This window comes from Kitasatospora sp. NPDC036993, assembly GCF_055607525.1.
Genome location: NZ_JBVJRP010000004.1, coordinates 95,465 through 117,804, shown reverse-complemented (window position 1 = coordinate 117,804; position 22,340 = coordinate 95,465). Strand labels below are relative to the sequence as shown.

The 22,340-nt window shown below is 74.3% G+C and carries 24 protein-coding genes; 13 read left to right on the top strand and 11 right to left on the bottom strand.

The window, feature by feature from the left end; translation table 11 throughout:
* Positions 1-63: 63 nt before the first annotated feature.
* From ACZ7C5_RS09575 to ACZ7C5_RS09560, 4 genes are all read right to left on the bottom strand, one after another.
* A complete protein-coding gene (locus ACZ7C5_RS09575; protein ID WP_401080380.1) occupies positions 64-1,347 on the bottom strand; it encodes a serine hydrolase domain-containing protein in 1,284 nt (427 codons plus the stop codon).
* Positions 1,348-1,613: 266 nt separating this feature from the next.
* Complete coding sequence (locus ACZ7C5_RS09570) at positions 1,614-1,886, bottom strand: hypothetical protein (RefSeq protein ID WP_401080382.1); 273 nt, start codon at positions 1,884-1,886, stop codon at positions 1,614-1,616.
* 185 nt (positions 1,887-2,071) lie between these two features.
* Complete coding sequence (locus ACZ7C5_RS09565) at positions 2,072-2,338, bottom strand: UBP-type zinc finger domain-containing protein (protein WP_401080384.1); 267 nt, start codon at positions 2,336-2,338, stop codon at positions 2,072-2,074.
* Between the two features lie 38 nt (positions 2,339-2,376).
* Entirely contained in the window at positions 2,377-3,333 is a 957-nt protein-coding gene (locus tag ACZ7C5_RS09560) for a helix-turn-helix transcriptional regulator (protein ID WP_401080386.1), read from the bottom strand.
* Between the two features lie 164 nt (positions 3,334-3,497).
* Here ACZ7C5_RS09560 and ACZ7C5_RS09555 point away from each other — a divergent pair, with 164 nt between their 5' ends.
* Positions 3,498-4,259 carry an SDR family oxidoreductase gene (locus tag ACZ7C5_RS09555; RefSeq protein ID WP_401080388.1) on the top strand — a complete coding sequence of 254 codons (762 nt, stop codon included), beginning with the start codon at positions 3,498-3,500 and terminating at the stop codon, positions 4,257-4,259.
* A gap of 67 nt (positions 4,260-4,326) precedes the next feature.
* Complete coding sequence (locus ACZ7C5_RS09550) at positions 4,327-7,038, top strand: lysylphosphatidylglycerol synthase domain-containing protein (protein ID WP_470322358.1); 2,712 nt, start codon at positions 4,327-4,329, stop codon at positions 7,036-7,038.
* A gap of 13 nt (positions 7,039-7,051) precedes the next feature.
* On the opposite strand, the gene ACZ7C5_RS09545 is transcribed toward ACZ7C5_RS09550, so the two are convergent.
* Positions 7,052-7,252, bottom strand: a complete 201-nt coding sequence (locus tag ACZ7C5_RS09545) for a hypothetical protein (RefSeq protein WP_401080392.1) — start codon at positions 7,250-7,252, stop codon at positions 7,052-7,054.
* Positions 7,253-7,464: 212 nt separating this feature from the next.
* On the opposite strand from ACZ7C5_RS09545, the gene ACZ7C5_RS09540 reads away from it, so the two are divergent.
* From ACZ7C5_RS09540 to ACZ7C5_RS09530, 3 genes are all read left to right on the top strand, one after another.
* Positions 7,465-7,932, top strand: coding sequence for a carboxymuconolactone decarboxylase family protein (locus ACZ7C5_RS09540; RefSeq protein ID WP_401080394.1), 468 nt, complete (start codon positions 7,465-7,467; stop codon positions 7,930-7,932).
* 231 nt (positions 7,933-8,163) lie between these two features.
* Entirely contained in the window at positions 8,164-8,808 is a 645-nt protein-coding gene (locus ACZ7C5_RS09535; RefSeq protein ID WP_401080396.1) for a class I SAM-dependent methyltransferase, read from the top strand.
* A complete protein-coding gene (locus tag ACZ7C5_RS09530) occupies positions 8,805-9,386 on the top strand; it encodes a TrmH family RNA methyltransferase (RefSeq protein WP_401080398.1) in 582 nt (193 codons plus the stop codon). The genes ACZ7C5_RS09535 and ACZ7C5_RS09530 overlap by 4 nt, the downstream gene beginning before the upstream one ends.
* Before the next feature lie 80 nt (positions 9,387-9,466).
* Here the strand turns inward: ACZ7C5_RS09530 and ACZ7C5_RS09525 are convergent, their stop codons facing one another.
* From ACZ7C5_RS09525 to ACZ7C5_RS09500, 6 genes are all read right to left on the bottom strand, one after another.
* Positions 9,467-11,110 (bottom strand): hypothetical protein, encoded by a 1,644-nt coding sequence (locus ACZ7C5_RS09525; RefSeq protein WP_401080400.1) that lies wholly within the window; start codon positions 11,108-11,110, stop codon positions 9,467-9,469.
* Positions 11,107-12,009, bottom strand: coding sequence for an ABC transporter ATP-binding protein (locus ACZ7C5_RS09520; RefSeq protein ID WP_401080402.1), 903 nt, complete (start codon positions 12,007-12,009; stop codon positions 11,107-11,109). Before ACZ7C5_RS09520 ends, ACZ7C5_RS09525 begins: the two co-directional genes overlap by 4 nt.
* A 32-nt stretch (positions 12,010-12,041) precedes the next feature.
* On the bottom strand, positions 12,042-12,398 hold the full coding sequence (locus ACZ7C5_RS09515; RefSeq protein ID WP_470322357.1) for a hypothetical protein: 357 nt from the start codon (positions 12,396-12,398) through the stop codon (positions 12,042-12,044).
* A 333-nt stretch (positions 12,399-12,731) separates the two neighbouring features.
* On the bottom strand, positions 12,732-13,376 hold the full coding sequence (locus ACZ7C5_RS09510; RefSeq protein ID WP_188300015.1) for a LuxR C-terminal-related transcriptional regulator: 645 nt from the start codon (positions 13,374-13,376) through the stop codon (positions 12,732-12,734).
* Positions 13,340-14,626, bottom strand: a complete 1,287-nt coding sequence (locus ACZ7C5_RS09505; protein WP_470322356.1) for a sensor histidine kinase — start codon at positions 14,624-14,626, stop codon at positions 13,340-13,342. The genes ACZ7C5_RS09510 and ACZ7C5_RS09505 overlap by 37 nt, the downstream gene beginning before the upstream one ends.
* A gap of 121 nt (positions 14,627-14,747) precedes the next feature.
* Complete coding sequence (locus ACZ7C5_RS09500; protein ID WP_401080408.1) at positions 14,748-15,206, bottom strand: MaoC family dehydratase; 459 nt, start codon at positions 15,204-15,206, stop codon at positions 14,748-14,750.
* A gap of 113 nt (positions 15,207-15,319) precedes the next feature.
* Between ACZ7C5_RS09500 and ACZ7C5_RS09495 the strand changes: the two genes are divergently transcribed.
* The 8 genes from ACZ7C5_RS09495 (at position 15,320) to ACZ7C5_RS09460 (ending at position 22,218) form a co-directional block, all read left to right on the top strand.
* Positions 15,320-16,252, top strand: a complete 933-nt coding sequence (locus tag ACZ7C5_RS09495) for a 3-oxoacyl-[acyl-carrier-protein] synthase III C-terminal domain-containing protein (protein WP_401080410.1) — start codon at positions 15,320-15,322, stop codon at positions 16,250-16,252.
* 93 nt (positions 16,253-16,345) lie between these two features.
* Positions 16,346-17,743: a preATP grasp domain-containing protein gene (locus ACZ7C5_RS09490; protein ID WP_401080412.1), complete on the top strand. Its 1,398-nt coding sequence runs from the start codon at positions 16,346-16,348 to the stop codon at positions 17,741-17,743.
* Positions 17,740-19,041, top strand: a complete 1,302-nt coding sequence (locus ACZ7C5_RS09485; RefSeq protein ID WP_401080414.1) for a type III PLP-dependent enzyme — start codon at positions 17,740-17,742, stop codon at positions 19,039-19,041. Before ACZ7C5_RS09490 ends, ACZ7C5_RS09485 begins: the two co-directional genes overlap by 4 nt.
* Positions 19,038-19,322 (top strand): acyl carrier protein, encoded by a 285-nt coding sequence (locus ACZ7C5_RS09480; protein WP_188300021.1) that lies wholly within the window; start codon positions 19,038-19,040, stop codon positions 19,320-19,322. The genes ACZ7C5_RS09485 and ACZ7C5_RS09480 overlap by 4 nt, the downstream gene beginning before the upstream one ends.
* 1 nt (position 19,323) lies before the next feature.
* Complete coding sequence (locus ACZ7C5_RS09475) at positions 19,324-20,208, top strand: hypothetical protein (RefSeq protein ID WP_470322355.1); 885 nt, start codon at positions 19,324-19,326, stop codon at positions 20,206-20,208.
* Positions 20,205-20,828 carry a hypothetical protein gene (locus ACZ7C5_RS09470; RefSeq protein ID WP_401080419.1) on the top strand — a complete coding sequence of 208 codons (624 nt, stop codon included), beginning with the start codon at positions 20,205-20,207 and terminating at the stop codon, positions 20,826-20,828. Before ACZ7C5_RS09475 ends, ACZ7C5_RS09470 begins: the two co-directional genes overlap by 4 nt.
* Positions 20,825-21,952 (top strand): acyl-CoA dehydrogenase family protein, encoded by a 1,128-nt coding sequence (locus ACZ7C5_RS09465; RefSeq protein ID WP_470322354.1) that lies wholly within the window; start codon positions 20,825-20,827, stop codon positions 21,950-21,952. The genes ACZ7C5_RS09470 and ACZ7C5_RS09465 overlap by 4 nt, the downstream gene beginning before the upstream one ends.
* Entirely contained in the window at positions 21,946-22,218 is a 273-nt protein-coding gene (locus ACZ7C5_RS09460; protein ID WP_470322353.1) for a 4'-phosphopantetheinyl transferase family protein, read from the top strand. Before ACZ7C5_RS09465 ends, ACZ7C5_RS09460 begins: the two co-directional genes overlap by 7 nt.
* The last annotated feature ends 122 nt before the right edge of the window (positions 22,219-22,340 follow it).

Sequence of the window (22,340 nt, the reverse complement as noted above, 5' to 3'; positions counted from 1 at the left end):
GTTCGGTGCCGGCCGCCGGGTGCCGGCCTCCCACGGTGCCGGCCGCCCGCGGTGCCGTCGGGCTCAGTGCTGTCCGTACACCTGGCCGGAGCCGAAGCCGGCGGTCACCAGCTTCCACAGGGTGGGGAACTCCTCGCCGCTGATGCCGGTCGGGTTGAGCCCGATGGCCACGCTGCGGGAGAAGTCGCGGGTGGCGAAGACAGCGCTGGTGAAGCCGGGCCTGGAGCCGTTCTTGCCCCAGACCTCGGTGCCGTTCGGCAGGACGGTGCGCAGCAGACCGGCGGTGCTGTAGCAGGCGTGCCCCGCGGTCGGGCCGATCTCGCAGTTCTTGTTGTGGTCGTTCGGCAGGTCGGGGACGGCGAACACCTCGGCCTGCTGGGCGGGCGGCAGCAGCCGGCCGCGGTAGAGCGCCTCGAAGAAGCGTTCCAGGTCGGCGGCGGAGGAGATCATGCCGCCCTCGGCCCACGGGTACGGGCTCTGTTCGGTGACGTCCACCCGGGTGGTGCCGCCGTCGGCGTTCCGGACGTCCACGTAGCCGGTGGCGTGCGGGCCGCGGACGGTCAGGTCGTCGGCGGCCGGGACGTAGGTGGCGCGCAGGCCGAGCGGGCCGGTGATGCGCCGGCGCACCTGGTCCGCGTAGTCGTCGCCGGTGACCTTCTCGATCACCAGCGCGGCGACGAAGTAGCCGTTGCCGTTGTACTGCTGCGCGGTGCCGGGCGCGAAGTTCATCGGCTGGGTGAGCATGTCCTCCACCACCTGCTGCGGGCTGAAGTAGGTGGCCCTGTGCGCGGCGAACCACGCCGTGCTGCCGTCCCCCGAGGTCATGCCGCCGCCTCCGGGCAGGCCGCTGGTGTGGTTGAGCAACTGCCGCACGGTGACCGGCGGGTAGCCGTCCGGGAGCAGTTCCGGCAGGTACTGCTGGACGGTGCCGTCCAGGTCGACCTTGCCCTCGGCGGCGAGCTGGAGCAGCACGGTCGCGGTGAACACCTTGGTGACGCTGCCGATCCGGAACCGGGCGTTCGCCGGCACGTCCTCCCCCGACGTGCCGCGCCACCGCGCGCCCGGGCCGTCGACCCTGACCAGTGCGCCGGTGACGTCGGCGGGCAGCGCGCCGAGGGTCCGGGCCAGCGACTCCCGGTCCGGCGGGCCCGGCCTGGCCGCCGCGGGGGCCGGGCCCGGGGCGGAGACGGGGGCGAGGCCGGGGGCTGGGGCTGGGGCGGCCACGGCACCGGCCGGGGGCGCACCGGCGGCCAGGGCCGGGGTCGCGGCGCCGACGGTGGCGGCGGCGAGCAGCGCGCCGGCCACCGCCAGGACGGGCCAACGGGCAGTGCGGGTACGGGTGTTCATGCGGACTCTCCCCAACGGTGGCCCGCCCGGCGGGCACCGGGCCGCCACGGCCGGCGGCCCGCCCGGCCGGCGGTGGCTCTGATGGGAGAGAGTCTTCGACAGGACACCGGTCCGCGACATCCGGGAACTCCCCCCAACGCCCCCGAGCCATCCCCGAGAAGATCCCTGATCACACGTCAGGGGCGGGCGCCCACGGCCGTCCGACGCCCGCCCCTGCCCCCTGCCCCCTTGTCCCGCGGACCGGCTGAGCGGCGCAGCGGCGCGGTTCAGTGGGCGGAGTGCTTCTCCGCGCCGCGGTGCCTGTGCCCCTTGAGCTCGGCGTGCATCGCCGGTGCGGCGTGCATCGTCGTGCCCGGCGCGTCCCTTCCGCCGTGCCGGAACGTCTCGTCGGCGCCGTACCCGGCGGCGGCACGGGACGCCGCCCCGGCACCCGGCGTCGGCGCGAGCCGGGCGGGCGGGCTCGCCATGCCCCGGCGTTCCAGCAGTTCCTGGGCACCCTGGCGGAGCTTGGCGGCACCGCTGGGAACGTGCTTGGTCATCGTCGGCCTCCCTTCGTCGGCCACCGGCCGGACGGATGCCGACCGGAGGGGCCGCACGGGCGTTATGTCCGGATTTTATCCGGGTTTCGGGCCCGCGCCACCCCAGGGAGGCGACTCACCCCGGCTCCGGCCCCCCCGGCCCAGGCCCGCCCCCGACCCGGGCCCACCCCGGCTCCGGACTCGCCTCAGCCCATGACCTCGTGGACGAAGCACCAGCGCCAGTCCTCCCCCTGCTCGTACGAACGGATCACCGGATGGGAGGTGTTGTGGAAGTGCGCGGTGGCGTGCCGCTGCGGCGAGAAGTCGCAGCAGCCGATGTGGCCGCAGTCCAGGCAGATCCGCAGGTGCACCCAGTCCCGGCGGCCCTGCGCCAGGCAGTCGGCGCAGCCGTCGGCGGGCGGGAGGGGCTCGATGTCCTGAGGGGCCAGAGCGAGGTCTTCGCAGGCGCTCATGCCTGAAAGGCTATGCCGCCCCGGCGCGGAGCGCCTGCTCAGGACGCTTGGGCCCCCGCCGCCTCCGCCCCGCCGGCTTCCCCCCGTCCCACGTCCGACCGCCCCGCGTCCGACCGCCCCGCATCCGCCCCCGGCGCCGTCCAACTCGCCAGCAGGGCCAGCTTCTGGGCGGTGGGCGAGCCCGCCGGGGCGGTGTAGACGACCAGCAGCTGGTCCGGCGAGCCGTTGACGCCCAGGGTCTCGTAGCCGAAGTCGAGTTCGCCGACCAGCGGGTGGTTCACCAGCTTGACCCCGTGGGTCTTCTCCCGCACCAGGTGGTCCGCCCAGAGCCGGACGAACTCGTCACTGCGCAGCGACAGTTCTCCCACCAGGGCTCCCAGCGCCGGATCGTCCGGGTGCAGTCCGGCGTCCCGGCGCAGGAAGGAGACGGTCTCGGCGGCGACCGCGTCCCACTGCCGGTAGTACTCCCTGGCCGCCGGGTCGAGGAAGGCGTGCCTGGCCTGGTTGGGCACGCCGTCCGGGCCGACGGCGGAACGCGCGGAGAAACCGTTCACCGCGTCGCCCAGCGCGTTCCAGGCCAGCACGTCCATCCGGCGGCCCAGCACGAAGGCGGGCACCTCGGTCATCAGGTCCAGCAGCAGCCGCGTCCCCGGGCGGACCGGCTGCCGCCCCCGTCCGCGCCCCCGTCCCCGGGCGGCGGAGGCCGGCGCGGACGCCGAAGCCCTGGGCGGACGGACCAGCGAGCGCAGGTGCGCGGCCTCCACCCCGTCCAGCCGCAGCACCCGGGCCACCGCGTCCAGCACGGCGTCCGAGGCGCTGCCGCCCCGGCCCTGCTCCAGCCGGACGTAGTAGTCCACGCTGACGCCCGCGAGCTGCGCCACCTCCTCCCGGCGCAGGCCCTGCACCCGGCGGCGGCCGTGCGCGGGCAGGCCCACCTCCTCCGGCAGGATCCGGGCCCGGCGTGAACGGAGGAAGTCCCCCAGGGTGTTCTCCATGCCCGGCAGGGTAGCCCCGGACGGGCTGCCCGAGGGTGGTACTGCCGCACCCGGGAAAGGCCGTCCCGGGTAGGGCGTTCCCGGGAGACGCGGAGCCCTGGGCAGCCGGTCGCGGCCCGAGCACAGTGGTCGGTGCCACCCCACCGAACCCCCGGGAGCCCCCGATGACCCACCCGTCCCTCGCCGCCCGCACCGCCGTCGTCACCGGAGCCGCCAGCGGCATGGGCGCCGCCACCGCCCGGCTGCTCGCCGCCTCCGGCGCCCGGGTCGCCCTGCTCGCCCGTCGCACCGAGCGGCTGGACGCCCTCGCCGCGGGGATCGCCGCCGCCGGCGGGCAGGCGCTCGCCGTCACCGCCGACATCACCGACCAGACCTCGGTGGACGCCGCCGCGAAGACCGTCCACGACGCCTACGGCCCGGTCGACCTCGTGGTCAACAACGCCGGGGTGATGCTGCCCAACCCCCTCGCGGAGGGCCGGATCGACGAGTGGACCCGCATGGTGGACACCAACCTCACCGGCGCACTGCGGATCGTCCGCGCCTTCAGCGCCGACCTCACCGCGGCCGCCGCCGAAGGTCGTACCGCCGACCTGGTCAACGTCTCCTCGATCGCCTCGCACGTGGTGTTCCCCGACTACGCGGTGTACGGCGCCACCAAGGCCGCGCTGACCCAGCTGTCCGCCGCCCTGCGCAGCGAGCTCGGCCCGCGCGACGTCCGGGTCAGCGCGATCGAGCCCGGACTGACCGACACCGAACTCGGCGGGCACATCGACAACCCGGTGCTGCGCGAACAGCTCGGCGGCATGTTCGACGCCATCCCGGCGCTCGGAGCGGAGGACGTCGCCGACCTCATCGCGTACACCGTCAGCCGCCCCCGGCACGTCAACCTGCGCCACCTGGTCGTCCTGCCGACGCGGCAGGCCTGAGCCCCGTCCCGCTGGCACTGCCGAATCCCCGCTCCGCGGCCACCGGTGGCATGGGAGCATGCCATCCGTGGCGATCGTGACGGGGAGAACGAACGGCGACACCGGCGGGAGCGACCCCACCGGTGCGCCCGGGCAGCGGGAACGCGGCACGGAGACGCGGGAGGACGACGGCGTCGGGCGGGCCGGTGACACCGACAGCGGCGTGCGGGGCGGCGGCAACGACAGCGGCGTGCGGGGCGGCGGCAACAACGGCCGCGGCGGCGGAACGGCCGCCGTCGCCCGGATACCCGAGCAGAGCGGCCCCGGCCGGTTCCGGGCCCGCCCGCTGCCCGCCACCGACCGGGTCCGGCAGCCGGTCGCGCTGATCCGGCTGCTCGGCGGCCTGTTCGCCATCGCCCTCACCCTGCTGCTCGCCGACTACGCCCGCGCGACCACCAGCGGCATCGCCGCCGACGTCGCCGAGGCCGCCGGGCTGGTGCCGCGCCCGCTGGCGAGCCTGGCCGGCGGGCTCACCACCGCCGCCGTACTGCTGTTGCCGGTCGGCCTCGCGATCCGCCGGATGCTGGGCCCGGACCGTCGGCGCGCCCTCCAGCAGGTCTCCGACGGGCTGCTCGCCGCCGTCCTCGCGTACGGCGCCACGCTCGGCCTGGACCTGTGGGCCGACGGCCTCGCCCCGGTCTCGCTGCTCACCTCGCTCACCCAGCCGCTGCCCGGCGACGTGCTCGGACACACCGAGCCCGTCTACGGCTACCTCGCACCCGTCCTCGCCTTCATGACGGCCTCCGGCAGCCGGGAACGCCGCCTGCCCTGGAGCGTCCTCGCCCTGTACGGCCTCGCCGGACTGGCCGGCGGGTACGCCACCCCCACGGCGCTCCTGCTCGGGCTGCTGATCGGCTGGACCGGCGCCCACGGCACCCTGTACGCGGTCGGCACCCCCGACCCGCGGCCCCGGCCCGGCGAGGTCCTGCGCACCCTGCGCGACTGCGGACTGCGCCCGGTCGAGGCCCAGCCGGCCGCCCCCGACCGCTACCGGGTCCGGCAGGCCGACGGCCGCCCCGACCTCGACGTCCAGCTCCTCGACCGGCAGGCCGTCACCGCCGCCGCCGTCCAGCGCGCCTGGCGCCGGCTGCGCCTGCACACCGCCCCCGACCCGCGCGTCCTGCGCTCCCCGCGCACCGGGCTGGAACACGAGGCCCTGGTCACCTACGCGGCCCTCGCGGCCGGCGTCCGCACCCGGCACATCGCCGCCACCGCCGGCCTCGGCCAGGACACCGCCCTGATCGCGTACGAGCGGCTGGCCGGACGCAGCCTGGACGAACTCGCCGACGAGGAGATCACCGACGAGCTGCTCACCGACGCCTGGCGGCAGCTCTCGCTGCTCCAGCGCCGCGAGATCGCCCACCGCGCGCTCGTCCCCTCCTCGCTGCTGATCGACGACTCGGGCGCGGTGCACCTGGTCGGCTTCGCCGACGGGGACATCGCCGCCACCGAACTCGTCCTGCGCTGCGACCTCGCCCAGCTGCTCACCACCCTCGCCCTCCGGGCCGGCGCCGCCCGCTCGGTCCGCACCGCCGTCGCCGTCCTCGGCCCCGACCCCGTCGGCGCCGCCCTCCCCCTGCTCCAGCCCATCGCCCTCGCCCACACCACCTGCCGCGCCCTCAAGCAGCACGCGAAGCGCGTCCCCGCCCCGGCCTCCACCGCAGCCCCTGCGACCAGTACGACCGGTAAGACCGCTGTGCCGGAACCCGACGGCGACGCCCCCACCCCGGGCGGCCTGCTCGACGAGATCCGCACGGAGGTCCTGCGCGCCCGCCCCCAGGTGGTGGGCCGCCCGGTGCGGCTGGAGCGGATGCGACCGCGGACACTGCTGGTCGTCGTGGGCGGGGTGGTGGCCGGGTGGCTGCTGATCCCGCAGCTGTTCGCGGCGGAGGACAACCCGATCTCCACCCTGACGGACGCCGATCCCTGGTGGCTGCTGCTCGCACTGGTCGCGGCGGCGTCGAGCCACGTCGCGGCGGCGATGGGCTTCGTCGGCTTCGTGCCGGAGCGGCTGGACTTCCGCAACGCGGTGCTGGCGCAGGTGGCCGGGTCGTTCGTGAAGCTGGTGTCACCGGGTGGCGTCGGCGGGATCGCGCTGAACACCAGGCTGTTGCAGCGGGCCGGGATCCCCACCGCGCAGGCGCTGTCCAGCGTCGGCGCGGGGAACCTGATCGGGCTGGTGCTGCACCTGCTGCAACTGGGGGCCTTCGTCTACCTGCTGGACTTCACGCCGGGCGGCTCCGAGCTGGACGCGCTGCCCGCGGTGGTCGGCGGGCTGGCGGGGGCGGCGGCGCTGCTGGCGCTGGTGTCGGCGATCCCGGTGGCCCGGCGGTGGCTGGCGACGCGGCTGCGGCCGCTGACGGCGGAGGTGCTGCCACGGCTGCTGGACCTGCTGCGCAACCCGACCCGGCTGGCGGTGGGGGTGGCCGGGCAGCTGCTGGTGTCCATCTGCCTGATCGCCTGCCTGTACTGCTGTGTCCGGGCGATCGGCCGGGAGCCGTCCTTCGCCTCGGTCGCGGTGGTGTTCCTGGTGGGCAACGCCGTGGGCAGCGCGGCGCCGACCCCGGGCGGGGCCGGCGCGGTGGACGGGATGCTCATCACCCTGCTCGGGCAGACCGCGTCGATGGAGCAGGGCGGCGCGGTGGCCGCGGTGGCGCTGTACCGCCTGCTGACGCTGATCCTGCCGGTGCTGCCGGGCTGGGCGGCCATGGCCTGGCTGCAACGCCGCCGGGCCCTGTGACCGGCGGGGGCTCCTACTCCCGGTACTCGTCCTCGTCGTTGCGGACCGGCCGGGTCTGTTCCACGACGTCCGCGACGTTGGTCGCCGGGTCGGCGCCGACGGCCCGGCGTTCGGCCACCTCGTCGTAGGTGTCGCCCTCGGGCGCCTTCTCGTCGGACTCGACGGTCTCGGCGGTCTCCTCGATCAGGTATTCCTCGTGCTGTTCCTGCGGCATGGCATCCGTCCTCACTGTTCGGAGGCCTTCACGGGCCCGGCTGGCGGTATTGGCAGTATCCGCCGCCCGGAGCCCGGACGCGACGTGCCGGGCCCGGTCCGGCGTGTTGCCCGCGCCCCCGTCCCGCCCCGGCCGCGCGGCTCGATTGACCCGCGAAACAGGACCCTGAATGACCCAGGGGCCGGGTGCATTCCGCTCCTAGGGTCGTAGCCATGACGACGAACGAGATCACCGGAACCCCCGCCCGTCTCGACTACGCCCGCACCGCCCCCAAGGCGTTCCGCGCGATGATCGCCCTGGACGCCGCCGCCCGCGAGGGCCTGGACCCGGCTCTGGTCGAGCTGGTCCAGATGCGCACCTCCCAGCTGAACGGCTGCGCCTACTGCCTGGACATGCACGCCAGGGACGCCCGCAAGGCCGGCGAGACCGACGAGCGGATGTACCTGCTGCCGGTCTGGCAGGAGGCCCCGGCCGGCGTGTACAGCGAGCGCGAGCGGGCCGCCCTGGCGCTGGCCGAGGAGGTCACCCGGATCGGCGGCGGCGTCTCGGACGCCGTGTACGCCCGGGCCGCCGCGCACTTCGCGGAGGCCGAGCTGGCACAGCTGATCTCGGTCTGCTTCACCATCAACGCCTGGAACCGCATCAACGTGGCCACCCGCAAGAGCCCCGGCACCGGGTGACCGGGGAACCGGGCGGACCGGACGCTCCGACCGGTCCGGCCGGTCCGGAGCACCCGCCGGAGCACCCGTGGGAGCACCCGTGGGAGCGCCGCCGGGCACGCCTCCCGGAACTCCGTCCGGAACGCCGTCGGGAACGCCGTCCGGGCCACCGGGGGTACGATCGGTGCCGTACAAAGGGCTAACCCACACCCACCCGGTGGCCCCGAGGCCCATACGAACGACGGGGAAATCATGTCCGGCTCGCACTACTTCACCGGTGCACCCGAGGTCGCCAGCGAACGCCGGCCGATCACGGTCTCCCTGCCGGACCTCACCCTGGAACTGACCACCGACACCGGGGTGTTCTCCCGGAGCCGGCTCGACCCTGGCACCCGGATCCTGCTGGAGCACGCCCCGCCGCCGCGGGTGCGCGGCCCGATCCTGGACATCGGCTGCGGCTACGGACCGATCGCGCTGACCTGGGCCAGCCGCCGCCGTCGCCTCCCGGTCTGGGGGGTGGACGTCAACGAGCGCGCCCTGGAGCTGGTCCGGCTGAACGCCGAGGCGCTGGGGCTGGGCAACGTGCAGGCCGCCCTGCCCGACGACGTCCCCGCGGACGTCCGCTTCGCCACGATCTACTCCAACCCGCCGATCCGGATCGGCAAGGCCGCGCTGCGCCGACTGCTCACGCACTGGCTCGGCAGGCTGACCCCGGACGGTTCGGCGTTCCTGGTCGTGCAGAAGCACCTGGGATCGGACTCGCTCCAGGCGTGGCTGAACGAGCAGGGCTACCCGACCACCCGGGTCACGTCGGTCAACGGGTTCCGGATTCTGGAAGCGCGGCCCCGCCCCGAGGCGGGCGAGGGCTCCGAGAGTGGACGAGGTACGACGACGTGAAGCAACTGCGCGGGACCGAACTGAAGCGTCTGCACCGCTCGTGGCGGCGCAGCAACGAGTTCCGGCTCGCGATGATCCTGGAGAACCTCCAGTCGCCGTTCAACGTCGGCTCGGTGGTCCGCACCGGTGCGGCGATGGGCGCCGAGAAGCTGTACCTGGTCGGGGACACCCCGTCGGTGCGCTCGTCCGGCGCCCAGAAGGCCGCGATGGGTACCGACAAGTACCTGAAGGTGGAGCACTTCCCGACCGTCGCCGAGGCGGTGGCGGCGGCCAAGGCGGACGGTTTCAAGGTCGTCGGTCTGGAGCTGGCGGACGAGGCGGTGCCGATGTTCGCCGCCGAACTGACCCCGGCGGTGGCCTTCATGCTCGGGCACGAGGACCGCGGGATCACCCCCGAGGCCCTGGCGCTCTGCGACCAGGTGGTGTTCGTGCCGCAGCTGGGCCGGGTCGGCTCGCTGAACGTCTCGGCGGCCGCGACGGTGGCCTGCTACGAGGCCCGCCGGCAGGGGTACGTGATCAGCGGCACCCCGGACGGCGACCTCGCGGGCGACCTCGGCGACCTCGGCGACGACGAGTAACTCCCTGACATCCGAGGAGAGCCCGGGCCGTCCACCGACGGCCCGGGCTCCTGGCTGCCGGCTCCTGAGTGCCGGCTCGGTCAGCCCTTGACGTTCCGTCGGGCGGCTCCGACCACGAACACCACCGCGAGCATCGCCGCGGACAGCGCCCCGACCAGCAGCGGGCCGGGCCCGGCCGGGCTGCCGTTCACGCGGACGGCACCCATGAAGTCGAGCGCGGCGACGTTGTTCACGAGCAGCCACCAGAGCGGCAGGTAGACCGCCTGGAAGAGCCGGTGGGAGCGGCTCACCACGCCGAGCACCATGGCCAGCGACGGGACGAACAGCGCGCCGCCGACCCAGCCGGCCGTCCCCGCACCGTCACCCGCCACCAGCATGCGGACCAGCGGGGCGACGCCCGTCACCGCGCTGAGCACCAGCCCGGACGCCCACTCGGCCAGCAGCCGGCGGCGGGCCGACGGGTAGGCGCCGAGCAGCACCTCCAGGCCGTTCTCGACCTGTCGGCTGCCGAGCCGGGACCAGACCAGCACCGGCCACAGCCACACCAGGGGCAGCAGCAGACCGGTGACCACGTCCACCGGCAGCGCGAACCCGGCCACGGTCAGCCCGGCGGCGACCAGCCACCACCAGGGGGAGATGCCCCGGAGGAGGATGCGGACCTCGCCCGCGAGCAGCCGGCCGAACGCTCCGGCCCGCCGCGGCTCGGTCCGCGGCAGGCCGCCCGGGGCGATCGCCCATCGCGTCCCGGCGGGCCCGGTCGCAGCCGCCGGCACGTCCACCACCGGGGAGGCCGCCGCCCGGGAGGCCGCCTCCGCGGCCGCGCCACCGGAACCCCGCGCGGGATCGAACCTGCCGAACCAGAGGGCCGGCAGCAGCGCCACCACGAACGCCGCCGACACCATGGCCAGCCGGCCGAGGACGAACCCGGAGGACGCGTCGAAGCCGTCCCAGAGGAAGGTGCCCAGCGGTCTGTCGACCTTGGTCAGCCCGAGGCTGAACTCCCCCTGGCCGTCCGTCCCGTGCCGGGCCTCCAGCGCCGCGCCCAGCGACCGCGCGACCCCGTGCACGCCGAGACCGTCCAACGGCGCGGAAGCCGACTGCCCGCCGATCGAGACGGCCAGGGCCACCACGAACCACACGACGTTCCCCAGGCCGCCCCGCAGCAACGGCACCGTCTCGAACAGGAGCGCCGCCGCCGCGGTGAGCGCCACCGGCGGCAGCGAGAACAGCAGGAACGGCTCCACCAGGGCCACCGGGTCGACCGAGCGGTCCTCACCGCGGGCGAGTTGCATCAGCAGTGCGGTGACGGCCAGCACGCCCACCATCGAGGCGAGCACCAGCAGGTTGCTCAGGTACTTGCCCAGGAGGTAGCGGTAGGTGGGCAGCGGGGTCGCGGCGAGGATCTGCCCGACCCCGCTCCGCTCGTCCCGCGCGATGCCGCTGCGGACCACGTAGAAGCCGCCGAAGGTGAGCCAGAGCGCACCGGCCAGGGCGGTGACCGTGCCGACGTAGGCGCTGTTGTAGACGCCCCGGTTGCCGCCGACGTCCATGATCGTCCACTGGCCGTCCGCGTTCGGCACGGCCAGGTAGCCGAGACCGACCGCGGCGAGCAGCGTCACCGCGTACACCGGCCGGCGCACCCGGTCCCGGAAGTCGCCGACCGCCAGCCCCCCGACCGCCGGCCCCCTGATTGCCAGCCCCCTGACCGCGAGTCCCCCGGTCACCGGCCCACCGCCCGCCGCTCGGCCCGGCCCCGCTCCCCCGAACGGTGGATGACGCCCAGGTAGGCGTCCTCCAGGTCGGGCGCCACCGGGACCGCGTCGGCCCACGGCCGCCCGGCGGCGATCACCCGCAGCCGCACGCCGCTGCCCGTCCGCACCATCCGGCTGACCACGTGGCGGGCCTGTACCTCCAGGAGGTCCGCCGGGGCGACCACGGCCTCCCACACCTGCCCGTCGATCTCCCGGAGCAGCTCGTCGGGCGAGCCCCGGCGCAGCAGCCGGCCCCGGGCGACCACCGCGATGTCGGAGGCGACCGACTCCACGTCGGAGACGATGTGGGTCGACAGCATCACGACCCGCTCGGCCGCGAGTTCGCCGAGCAGGTTGCGGAAGCGCACCCGCTCCTCCGGGTCCAGGCCGGCGGTCGGCTCGTCGACCACGATCACCCTGGGGTCGGCCAGCAGCGCCTGCGCGATGCCGACCCGCCGGAGCATGCCGCCCGAGTACGTGCCGAGCGGGCGCTTGACCGCCTCGGTCAGGTTGACCAGCTGGATCAGCTCGTCGATCCTGGCCCTGGCGGAGCGGGCACCGAGCCCCTTGGCCGCCGCCAGGTACGCCAGGAACTCCCGCGAGGTCAGGTTCGGGTAGACCCCGAAGTCCTGTGGCAGGTAACCGAGTTCCCGGCGCAACCGGTCCGGTTCGGCCACCACGTCGACACCCTCGTACCGGACCTGCCCACCCGTGGGCCTGGTCACCGTCGACACGATCCGCATCAACGACGACTTCCCCGCGCCGTTCGGCCCCAGCAGCCCCACCATCCCCGGCCCGAGCCGCATCGTCACGCCGTCGACGGCCCGCTTGCCGCCCTTGTAGACCTTGGTGACATCCACCAGTTCGAGCATGGACTCCCCCTCCCCGACAGGACTCGTCGCCTTCACCCCCTGAGCTCCGTCTCGCGCCCGTCCCGCAGCACCGCGACGCCCTTGGGCACCTCGACCCGGTACTTCGTGTCGCAGTCGGCCAGCCCGGAGCACCCCGCCCGGAGTTCGAGCACCCCGGCGTCGAGCGTCCAGGACTCCTTGGCGCTGCCGATCTTGCCGCTCGTGTCGAACCAGCGGGTGACCTTGACGTCCGTGCGGTCGGCCGCCACGAGGTCGGCCGGAGCACCGTGCGACCTGACGTCCAGGCGCTGCCCGGCGAAGGTGAAGGTCCTGTCCTCGGGCGTCGCGTCCGCGGCATCGGCACACCCCGCCAGCACCACGAGGCCTACCGCCACGAGACCTGCCGCCACGAGACCGACCACCCCGTATCCGGACTTCGCACGCTGAACCACCGCATCCTCCGGGAGGCTCGAATCGGGCCCGTCTCTCGGACCCACCCGAAGCCTCACCGATCCACGGCCTCCTGCCATCTGCCGTTCGGCAGATATCCCGTTGGACCAAGGACAGAGTTTCCCCTCCCGCCCACCGGCCCGGGACCGGCAGCCCCCGCCCACGCGAAGGGCCCGGACCGGAGGCGATCCGGGCCGGGCCTCGGGAGGGAACGGCCGCCGGCCGCCGTCGCCGCCGCGTGCGGGGCGGCGCCGGAGGCGGTCACCCGGGAATCAGGTCACCGGGCCCCGGACTCAGTGGTCCAGGTAGGCGAGGACGGCCAGCACGCGGCGGTTGTCGGTCTCCGACTGCGGCAGGCCGAGCTTGGCGAAGATGTTGCCGATGTGCTTGGCCACCGCCTTCTCCGAGATGTAGAGCTCCTCCGCCGTACCGGCGTTCGAGCGGCCCTGGGCCAGGCACTCCAGCACCTCCCGCTCACGCGCGGAGAGCGCGGTCAGCCGCTCGTCGCGGACCTTGCGGGTGAGCAGCTGCTGGATGACCTCCGGGTCCATCGCGGTGCCGCCCGCGGCCACCCGCTCGACGGCGTCGACGAACTGGTCGCCGTTGGTGACCCGGCTCTTGAGCAGGTACCCCACGCCCGCCGAGCCGGTGGCCAGCAGCTCGTGGGCGTAGAGCGGCTCGACGTACTGCGACAGCAGCAGCACCGGCAGGTCGGGGATCCGGGTGCGGGCCTCCACCGCCGCGCGCAGTCCCTCGTCGCTGAGGCCGGGCGGCAGCCGGACGTCCACCACCGCGACGTCCGGGCGCTGCTCGGTGAGCGCGCGCAGCAGCATGGGACCGTTGTCGACCGCCTCGACCACCTCGTGCCCGTAGGCGGTGAGCAGTTGCACCAGCCCGTTCCTCAGGAGGAAGTGGTCTTCGGCGAGGACAATGCGCACGGCAGCTCCATGGTGATCAGGGTGGGTCCTTCCGGCGGGCTGCTGACGGCCAGGATGCCGTCGAAGGCCGCCAGCCGGCGTTCGATCCCCCGCAGCCCGGTCCCCCGGTCCGGGTCGGCGCCGCCGCGGCCGTCGTCGGTGATGTCGATCCGGAGCATGCCGCCCTCGTGCCGGACGTCGATCCAGGCGCGCTCGGCACCGGAGTGCTTGGCGGCGTTGGTGAGGATCTCTGAGACGGCGAAGTAGGCGGCCGACTCGACGGGCGGCTCCGGCCGGCCGGTCAGGTCGATGCCGACCTCCGTGGACAGCGGGCAGAGCAGGGCGAGGGAGCGGATCGCGTCGCCCAGGCCGCGGTCGGCCAGCACCGGCGGGTGGATGCCGCGGACCAGGTCCCGCAGTTCGTCCAGGGCCTTGGTCGAGGACTCGCGGGCCTCGGCGAGCAGCGCCGCCACCGCGTCCGGGTTGGTCTTGAGCAGTCGTTCGGCCGCGTTGAGGGTCATGCCCATCGCGACCAGGCGGGCCTGGGCGCCGTCGTGCAGATCCCGCTCGATGCGGCGGATCTCGGCCATCTGGGTGTCCATCGCGTCGGAGCGCGTGGTGGTCAGGTGCTCGATGCGCTCGGCCATCGCCTCGTCCGCCCGCGGCGCCAGCATCCGGACCAGGTAGCGGGCGTGGCGCGGCGCGGTGCGCGGGGCGTCCCACAGCGCGAACAGGGCGACCACGATGGCCAGCAGTCCGGCGAGCACCGCGGTGACGGGACCGTCGACCGGGATGAACATGTACCAGATGCTGCCCCAGTCGCTCGGCAGCTGGGCGCCGAACACGGCCGTCACCAGCCCCCACGCGCTGCTGAGCAGCAGTGCCGCCGGAACGAACGCGATCACGCCGCCGACCAGCGGGTCGATGACGACGAACCGCCAGTCCCGCCACACCTGGTTGTCCCGCGCGACGAGGAGGGCGTGCAGCGCCTGGCCCTGCCGGGTGTCCGGGAGCGGCGGATAGCGCGCGGGCACCGGCACCCCGGACCACTGCGCCGCCAACTCCCGCTGCCGGTCGACCAGTCGGCGGACGGCGCGCTGGGTGCCCGGCAGCAGCGACACGCCCAGGCCGGCGGGCAGGAAGATGTACAGGCTCGTCAGCCACAGGCCGAGCACCAGGGCCCGCAGGGAGAGGCCGAACAGCACGAGGGAGCGCCGCAGGCCGGTGACGGCGCCGCTCGGGAGCGCCGGTGGTGGCGTGTGTCCGGTCATCGATACGCCCTGCTGCCTGGTGTCCATCGGGTGCCCCCCTGGGGTTCCGCATCCCTGGTTGATGCGCTGCCCTCCATTATTCGGAACGGTCACCGCCCGCCGCAGGGGAGGAATATCCACTTTATTGCCAGGGGACGGCCAGTGAACGGGTTTCGGCCACACAGGCGACACCGGACTCGCCCTCCACCTCGACCTCCATGCGGAGCCCGAACAGGCAGCCGGAAGGCAGTTGCCTGGCCGTCAGCAGCGTGGCGCCCGCCCTGACCCGCCGCCCGACGCGCACCGGCCGCTGGAAGCGCACGGAGTCCAGACCCACGTTGAGGATGTGCCGGGTCCCGCCGATGGTCAGGATGCCGTCCGTCATGGCGGACAGCAGACTCAGCGTCAGGTAGCCGTGGGCGACCGTCCCCCCGTAGGGGCCCTCTGCGGCGCGCTCGGGGTCGGTGTGGATCCACTGCTCGTCGCCGACGAGGGAGGCGTACCGGTCGACCAGGTCCTGGGTGATCGGGATCCAGTCGCTCAGACCCAGGTGCCGGCCCGTGGCCGCGGCGAACTCTTCGACGTTCGGGAAGGCTGTCACGGCGCACATCCTCAGGTGCCGCCCCGACCGGTGGCAAGCACCCGCGGCGGGCGGTCAGCGCGGGATCAGCGCGGGATCAGCGAGGTGTCAGCAGGCCGGTGGAACGTGTTCCCATGACGGCGATATCGGCGGTTGCCAGCCACCGCCCCAGGACAGTGCCGCTCGCACGGCTGCAGCAGGACGTCGGTCTGGCCGACAACCAACTGCGGCAGTACGAGCGGTACTACGGCCTCGCGGAGATCTGCCGCGAGCCCGGCGAGGCCGAGACGCACCTGCTGCGACAGGCCGTGGCGGCCCTCGCGGAGCTGCGCGGCCGGGAGTCCGACGTCCGCTACGTGCTGCAGGCCAGGACGATGCCGTCCCCGATGCCCTACCCGCACACCTCGATGGCCCCGCTGCTGGAGGAGCTGGGGCTGCGGCACGCCACCGGCTTCGTGGTCTCCCAGCACGCCTGCGCGTCCGGCCTGCTCGCGCTCGACATGGCCGGGACGCTGCTGGCGGCGGACGGCGACCCGGACGCCCTCGCGCTGGTCCTGGCCGGCGAGAAGGTCGGGTCCAGGCAGTCGCAGTCCATCCCCGGCGTCACGGTGATGGGAGAGGCCACCGCCGCGGTGCTGCTGAGCGCGGGCGGCACCGGCGACCGCCTGCTCGGCTACGCGGCCCGCACCCACAGCCGTTTCCACGACCAGTTCCTGATGGAGGATCCGGAGGCCGCGAAGGAGTTCCAGGCGCTGTACCCCTCGGCGCTGTGCGAGGTGGTGCGCGCCGCCCTGGACGAGGCCGGATGCACGCTGGACGAGGTGGCGCTGGTGCTGCCGCACAACGTCAACCGGCTCTCGTGGGCCGCGGTGTGCCGGATGCTCGGCATTCCGATGGCCCGGGTGTACCTCGACCTGGTCGCCCGGACCGGGCACTGCTTCTGCGCGGACCCCTTCGTCAACCTGCACCAGGCCACCCGGGACGGCCTGCTGGCCACCGGCGACCGCTACGTGATGACCAGCGTGGGCCTGGGAGCGACCTTCGCGGCCATGGTCCTCGAACACTGAGAACGCCGGCCTCCCGTACCGACAGTCCCCCTGCACCGGCAGTCCTCCTGCACCGACAGCCGTCCACCGACGCAAGAAAGGCAAGGTCGAGCCTTGGACGAGACCGACAGCGGCTTCCGCTCCCGACTCGGGCGGGCGGTCACCGGCTCCGCGGACACACCACTGCTGTTCCTCGGCAACTTCGAGGTCGAGAACAGCTGGGCCGAGGGCGAGCCCGCACTGCCCCGGGTCGCCTCCCACGCCGGGAGCGCGGTGGTGAACCGGATGGACGAGTTCGCCCTGCTGCTGGGCGGCGAGCGGGACCACGTCGTGCTGAAGGCGGCGCCCGATCCGGACTACCTCGACCAGTTGCGCGGGCTCGGCATCAGCACGCCCACCGTGCACGTCCCGGCCCGGCAGGACCCGCTGCGCACGGTCACCGAGGACGCCCTCGACGACGACGTCCTGCTCGACGCGCTGCGGCAGCGGCTGGCGCCGCTCGGCGTCCAGGTCGTCGCACACGGCGTGTCCGACGCCGAGGAGCGGTTCGCCGCGCGCACCTCGCTGCGGCTCGCCGCGCCGCCCGCCGCCCTGTGCAAGCGCGTGAACAGCAAGGTCTACAGCCGGCGGCTGGCCGACGAGCTGGGGCTCCGGCAGGCGCCCGGCCGCACCTGCGAGACGACGGCGGAGCTGGCGGCGGCGGTGGACTGGGCCGGCGGACGGCTGGCCGAGGGCCGCAAGGTCGCGGTCAAGGACGCCTACGGGGTGTCCGGCAAGGGCATCGTGGTGCTCGACGACCCGCGGCGGCTGGAGCGGCTGCGGCGCATGGCCGCGGGGCAGGCCGCGCGGGCCGGCAGCGACCGGCTCGCCCTGGTGCTGGAGGAGTGGGTCGCCAAGGAGGCCGACCTCAACTACCAGTTCACCGTGGGCCGCGACGGCTCGGTGCGGTTCGACTTCGTCAAGGAGGCGCTGACCGAGCGCGGCGTGCACAAGGGCCACCGGATGCCGGCCCGGCTCACCGCCGCGCAGGACGGCGAGGTGCGGGAGGCGGCGGCGCTGCTGGGCGGGAAGCTGGCCGCCGACGGCTGGTTCGGTGTCGTCGGCATCGACGCCATGGTCGATCCGGACGGCGGCCTCTACCCCGTGGTCGAGATCAACGCGCGCCACAACATGTCGACCTACCAGGCCGTGCTGACCGAGGGGCTGATGGCACCGGACGGCATCGCCGTCGCCCGCCAGTACCCGCTGCGCTCGGCCCGGCCGGTGTCGTTCGCCGCGCTGCGGGACGCGCTCGACGGCCTGCTGCTGGCGGAGCGCGGCGGCACCGGCCTGTTCGTCAACAACTTCGCCACGGTCAACGCCGCCGCCGCGACGGGTGGCGAGGGGCCGTTCGAGGGGCGTCTGTACGGCGTGGTGGTCGCCGCCGACGACGCCGCGGCCGCGGTCCTCGACGAGGAAGTGTCCCGCCGGCTGGCGGGGCTGCTGCACACCGAGGAAGGGAGTCCGGCATGAGCCGGGAGTTCACTGTGCAGGGCGTGGGGATCACCGCCCTGGCCGAGGAGTTCGGCACCCCGCTGTACCTCTACGACGGCGACGGCATCGCGGACCGGTTCCGGGAGCTGAAGTCGCTGCTCCATCCGGCGCTGGAGGTCTTCTACTCCCTCAAGGCCAACCCGAACATCTCCGTCTGCGCGCTGCTGCACTCCGCCGGCGCCCGCGCCGAGGTGTCCTCGATGGCCGAACTGGTCACCGCGCTCCGGGCCGGCGTCCAGCCGCGGGACATCCTCTTCCTCGGCCCCGGCAAGAGCCGCGAGGAGCTCGCCGCCTGCCTGGACGAGGGCGTCGCCGCCATCGTCTGCGAGTCGCTCGACGAGCTGGAGCTGATCGACGAACTGGCCCTGGAACGCGGTGTCCTGGCCCCCGTGGTGCTGCGGGTCAACCCGGAGTTCACCGTCAAGGGCTCGGGCCTGACCATGGGCGGGAAGCCCCGGCAGTTCGGCATCGACGAGGAGCAGCTGCTCTCCGCGCAGGCGGTGCTGGACCGCTGCGGCGCGGTCCGGGTGCACGGCGTGCAGGTCTACCTCGGCACCCGCATCCTGGACCCCGCCGTCGTCGCGGACAACGCCCGCCGCATCTTCGAACTGGCCGAGCTGCTGTCCGCGAAGCTGGGCTTCCCGCTGGAGCTGGTGGACATCGGCGGGGGCCTGGGGGTGGCCTACTTCGACAACGAGCAGGACCCCGACCCGGCGGTGCTGGGCGAACTGCTCAACCCCCTGGTCGCCGACTTCGCCGACCGGCACCCCGGCGCCCGGCTGATCATGGAGCTGGGCCGCTACCTCGTCGCGGTGCACGGAACGTACGTGGTCCGGGTCCGCTACACCAAGAGCTCCATGGGCGAGCGCTTCGCGGTCGCCGACGGCGGCACCAACCACCACATGGCGGCGGTCGGCATCGGCTCGTTCGTCAAGCGCAACTTCCCCATCACGGCGCTCCAGCGGCTCGACGAACCCGACAGCGGCCCGTGGAACATCACCGGACCGCTGTGCACGCCCAACGACCTGCTGGGCAAGAAGGTGTCGCTGCCCGAGCTGCGCCCCGGCGACCTGCTGGGCGTGGAGCGGTCCGGCGCGTACGGGCCGAGCGCCTCCCCCGTGTACTTCCTCAGCCACGGCTACCCGGCCGAGGTCCTGATGCTCGACGGGCGGCCGCACCTGGTCCGGGAACGCGACGACACCGAGTCGATGCTCGGACGCCAGCACCTCCACCTGCCCGCGGACACCGCGGGACCCACCCCGGAGAGGAACCAATGACCAACGACATCGCCACCGTGACCGCCCCCGAGAAGCGGGCGGCCTGCCTCGCCGCCGTGCGCGAGGCCCTGGCCCAGGTGCTCAACCAGGACACCGCGGAGGTCGGCGAGGAGGCCCGGATCTTCGACGACCTCGGCCTGGACTCCAGCAGCGCCCTGGAGATGCTCATCGTCATCGAGGACGAACTCGACCTCCAGTTCGACGTGGAGAGCCTGGACATGGGTGACTTCGCGACGGTGGGCACCCTGGTGGACTTCGTCGTCAACGAGGCGGGCTCGTAGCATGTTCCGCGCCGCCGCGCCGCTCTCCCGCACCGTGCCCGCCGCCGCCGACGCGGTCGCGGGCACGGTCCCCCGCCTGCTCAGGGCGGGCTGGCACCGACCCGCCGACCAGGGGGGCCCGGGCGCCGCGCCGCGCCCCGCGGTCCGGGAGGTGCACCGGCAGATCGCCGACCTGTACGGCACGCGGGTGCTGTCCGAGGGGTTCACTGACTCCCCGCTGCGGCCGACGCCCCAGCTGGCCGCAGGGGCCCTCGACGCGCTCGGTCCGCTCGCTCCGGACGAGGCACCGCAGGTGGCCGTACTCGCCTACACGACCCCGGACTTCGAGCACACCACGCTCACCGCGTCGCTGCTGCAGCACCGGCTGCCGGGCGAACCGCTCTGCTTCGCGGTCTCGGACCAGGGGGTGCTGAGCCCGTTCACGGCGCTGCGGATCGCCGTCGAGTACGCCCGCCGCTCGGACTGGAGCCGGCTGCTGCTGGTCGTCGTCGACCAGAGCTCGCAGCCGTACCCCGGACCCACGTCCGGTCAGTACGCCGCCGAGCACGACTCGGCCGTGGCACTGCTGCTCGCCTGGGACGGCGGGACCTCGCCCGTCGCCGGGATGGGGCAGGGCCCCGCCGGTCAGGTGCTGCCCGCGCTGCGCGCGGACCTCTCCGGGGCCGCCCTGTTCGCGGCGGGCACCGGACTGGCCGCCGGTCCGGGGATCCCGCCGTCCGCCGCTCCGCGCCGCGACGCGGAGCCGGGGCTGCCGTGCACCGGGGTCTGGGCGGCGCTGCGGGGGGCACGGGGCGGGCGGGCGGTGCTCGCCGACCACGATCACGGACTGGACCGCCTGGCCCACTGCACCCTGGAACTGCCGGCCGGGGAGGGTGGGGTCCGATGACGGCGACGGTCGACCTCGAACGCTGCTGGCGGGAGTGCCGCGCCCGTGCCCGCCGCGACGGCATCGTCGAGGCCGTGCGCGAGCTGGACGCGGCCCTGTCCCCGGACGCCCCGCCCCGGGGCCCCGGCGGCCACGCCCTCGTCCCGGCCGACGCCGTTCCGCTGCCGGGGGGCCCCGACGCTCCCGGCTTCGTCGCCGCGGCGGCCGGATCCGCGGACGGTCCCGGGGCCAGGGCTTCGGCGGCGTGGCAGGCCGGGCTGGTGTGGGTGCGGCTGGGCGTGTCGGAGGGCCTCAGGGACACCGCCGTCGCCCGGCTCGCGGAGCGCCGCACCGAGGGCACCCCGCTCCTGATGAAACAGATGGTCAAGGGGGCCCTGGCCGACGTGCTGATGGAGCAGTTGGAGGCGGAGTGCGTGCTCGCCGAGTCCGACGCCCCGCCGGACGCCGCCTCGCTGGGGCGTCTGCACGACCGGATCACCCTGGCCGACCGGGCTCTGCTGCGTCTTCTCGGCGCGCACGGCTTCACCGTCCCCGGCCCCGGTTGGGACGCCCATCTCTCGGAACTCCTGGCGGACGTCCACCGGGAACCCCGTTCCACCACGTACCCGGAGGAATCATGACCCACCTCCCCGCGCACCTGGAGGAGCTGCGCCGGCGCGCGCGCGGCTGGGCCGTGGACCTGCGGGCGGCGGCGCTGAGGCTGGACCGCGACCCGGAGGCCGTCCACGACCTGCTCCACCTGCCGGGTGTCGGCCACCTGGCCGCCCGGATCAGGTCGGCGGACTCCGGCGACACCCTGGAACGGGCGGTGCTGGTCGAGGAACTCGCCCGCGGTGACGCCGCCCTGATGCTCGCGTCACCCGGCCCGTCGATGGCCGGCGTGCTGGTGGACGTGCTGGGCAGCCCGGACCAGCAGGACTGGTTCCGCGACCGGCTCACCCAGGGGCCGACCTGGACCTGCTTCGCCCTCACCGAACCCGAACGCGGCTCGGCCATCGGCGAGATGAGCACCGCGCTCACCCCGCTGGGCGACGGCTCCCTCCGGCTCGACGGCGCCAAGCGCTATGTCGGCAACGCCTCCCGGGCGTCCGTCGCGGCGGTCTTCGCCCGGGTCGCCGGCGCCGACCGGCTCGGGGTGACCGCCGTCCTGGTGGACACCACCGACCCCGGCTGGACGGCCGAACCGCTGCCGACCCTCGGCCTGCGCGGCGTCCGGATCGGGGCGGTCGCGCTGGACGACGTGCACGTCCCGGCGGACCGCGTGCTGGGCAGTCATCTGCCGCCGACCCGCCGCGGCATGTGGGGCGTCCTCGCGGTCTTCAACCGGCTCCGGCCCAGCGTGGCCGCCATCGCCCTCGGCATCGCGGGCGCCGCGCACGACTACGTGGCCGAGCACCGGAGGGAGTTGCGGGGGGACGAGCTGGCGCTGTTCGAGGAGCTGGGCCGGCGGATCCACGCGACCCGGCTGCTCACCCACCGCGCCGCCATCGTCGTGGACCGGCGCCCGGCGGACGGCCACCTCGCCTCGGCCGCGAAGGCCCGGGCCTGCGAACTCGCGGAGGACGCCACCCTGTCGGCGCTCTCGTTCTTCGGTCCGGCGGCCCGCCTGGAGCATCCGCTGCTGGACAAGTACGCCCGCGACGCCCGGGGCGTGGAGTTCATGGAGGGCACCGGCACCATCCAGCGGCTCAACCTGTTCCAGGGCCTGCACACCGGCCGGGTAGGGCGCGCCGAAGCGTGCTGACGCCGCCTTCCTCCGAGGACGCGGAGGTGTGGACGGTGCCCCTGGGCACGGCGCCGGGACCCGCCCCGTCCGCTCTCGGCGCGCTCCTCGACGACGAGGAGCGCGCCCGTGCGTCCCGCCCGCGGGACGCCGTCCGCCCGTCCCGCTCCGTCACCGCGCACGCGGCCCTGCGCACCATCGCGGCCCGAGCCCGGCAGCTCCCGGTCCGCGGCGACAGGGGAGAAAACTCCACCTCCATCAGGGAACTTTCCCCCGTGGCGACCTGACGGTCCGTCGATAGCGTGGTGGTCCGAAGGCGGGTGCCGGGATGCCGGCCGGCCGGCGCTGTGAACACCCGGACTCGTCTTCGCCGATCCACCGCCCGGATGCAGGTCTCTTCGCGGAAGCC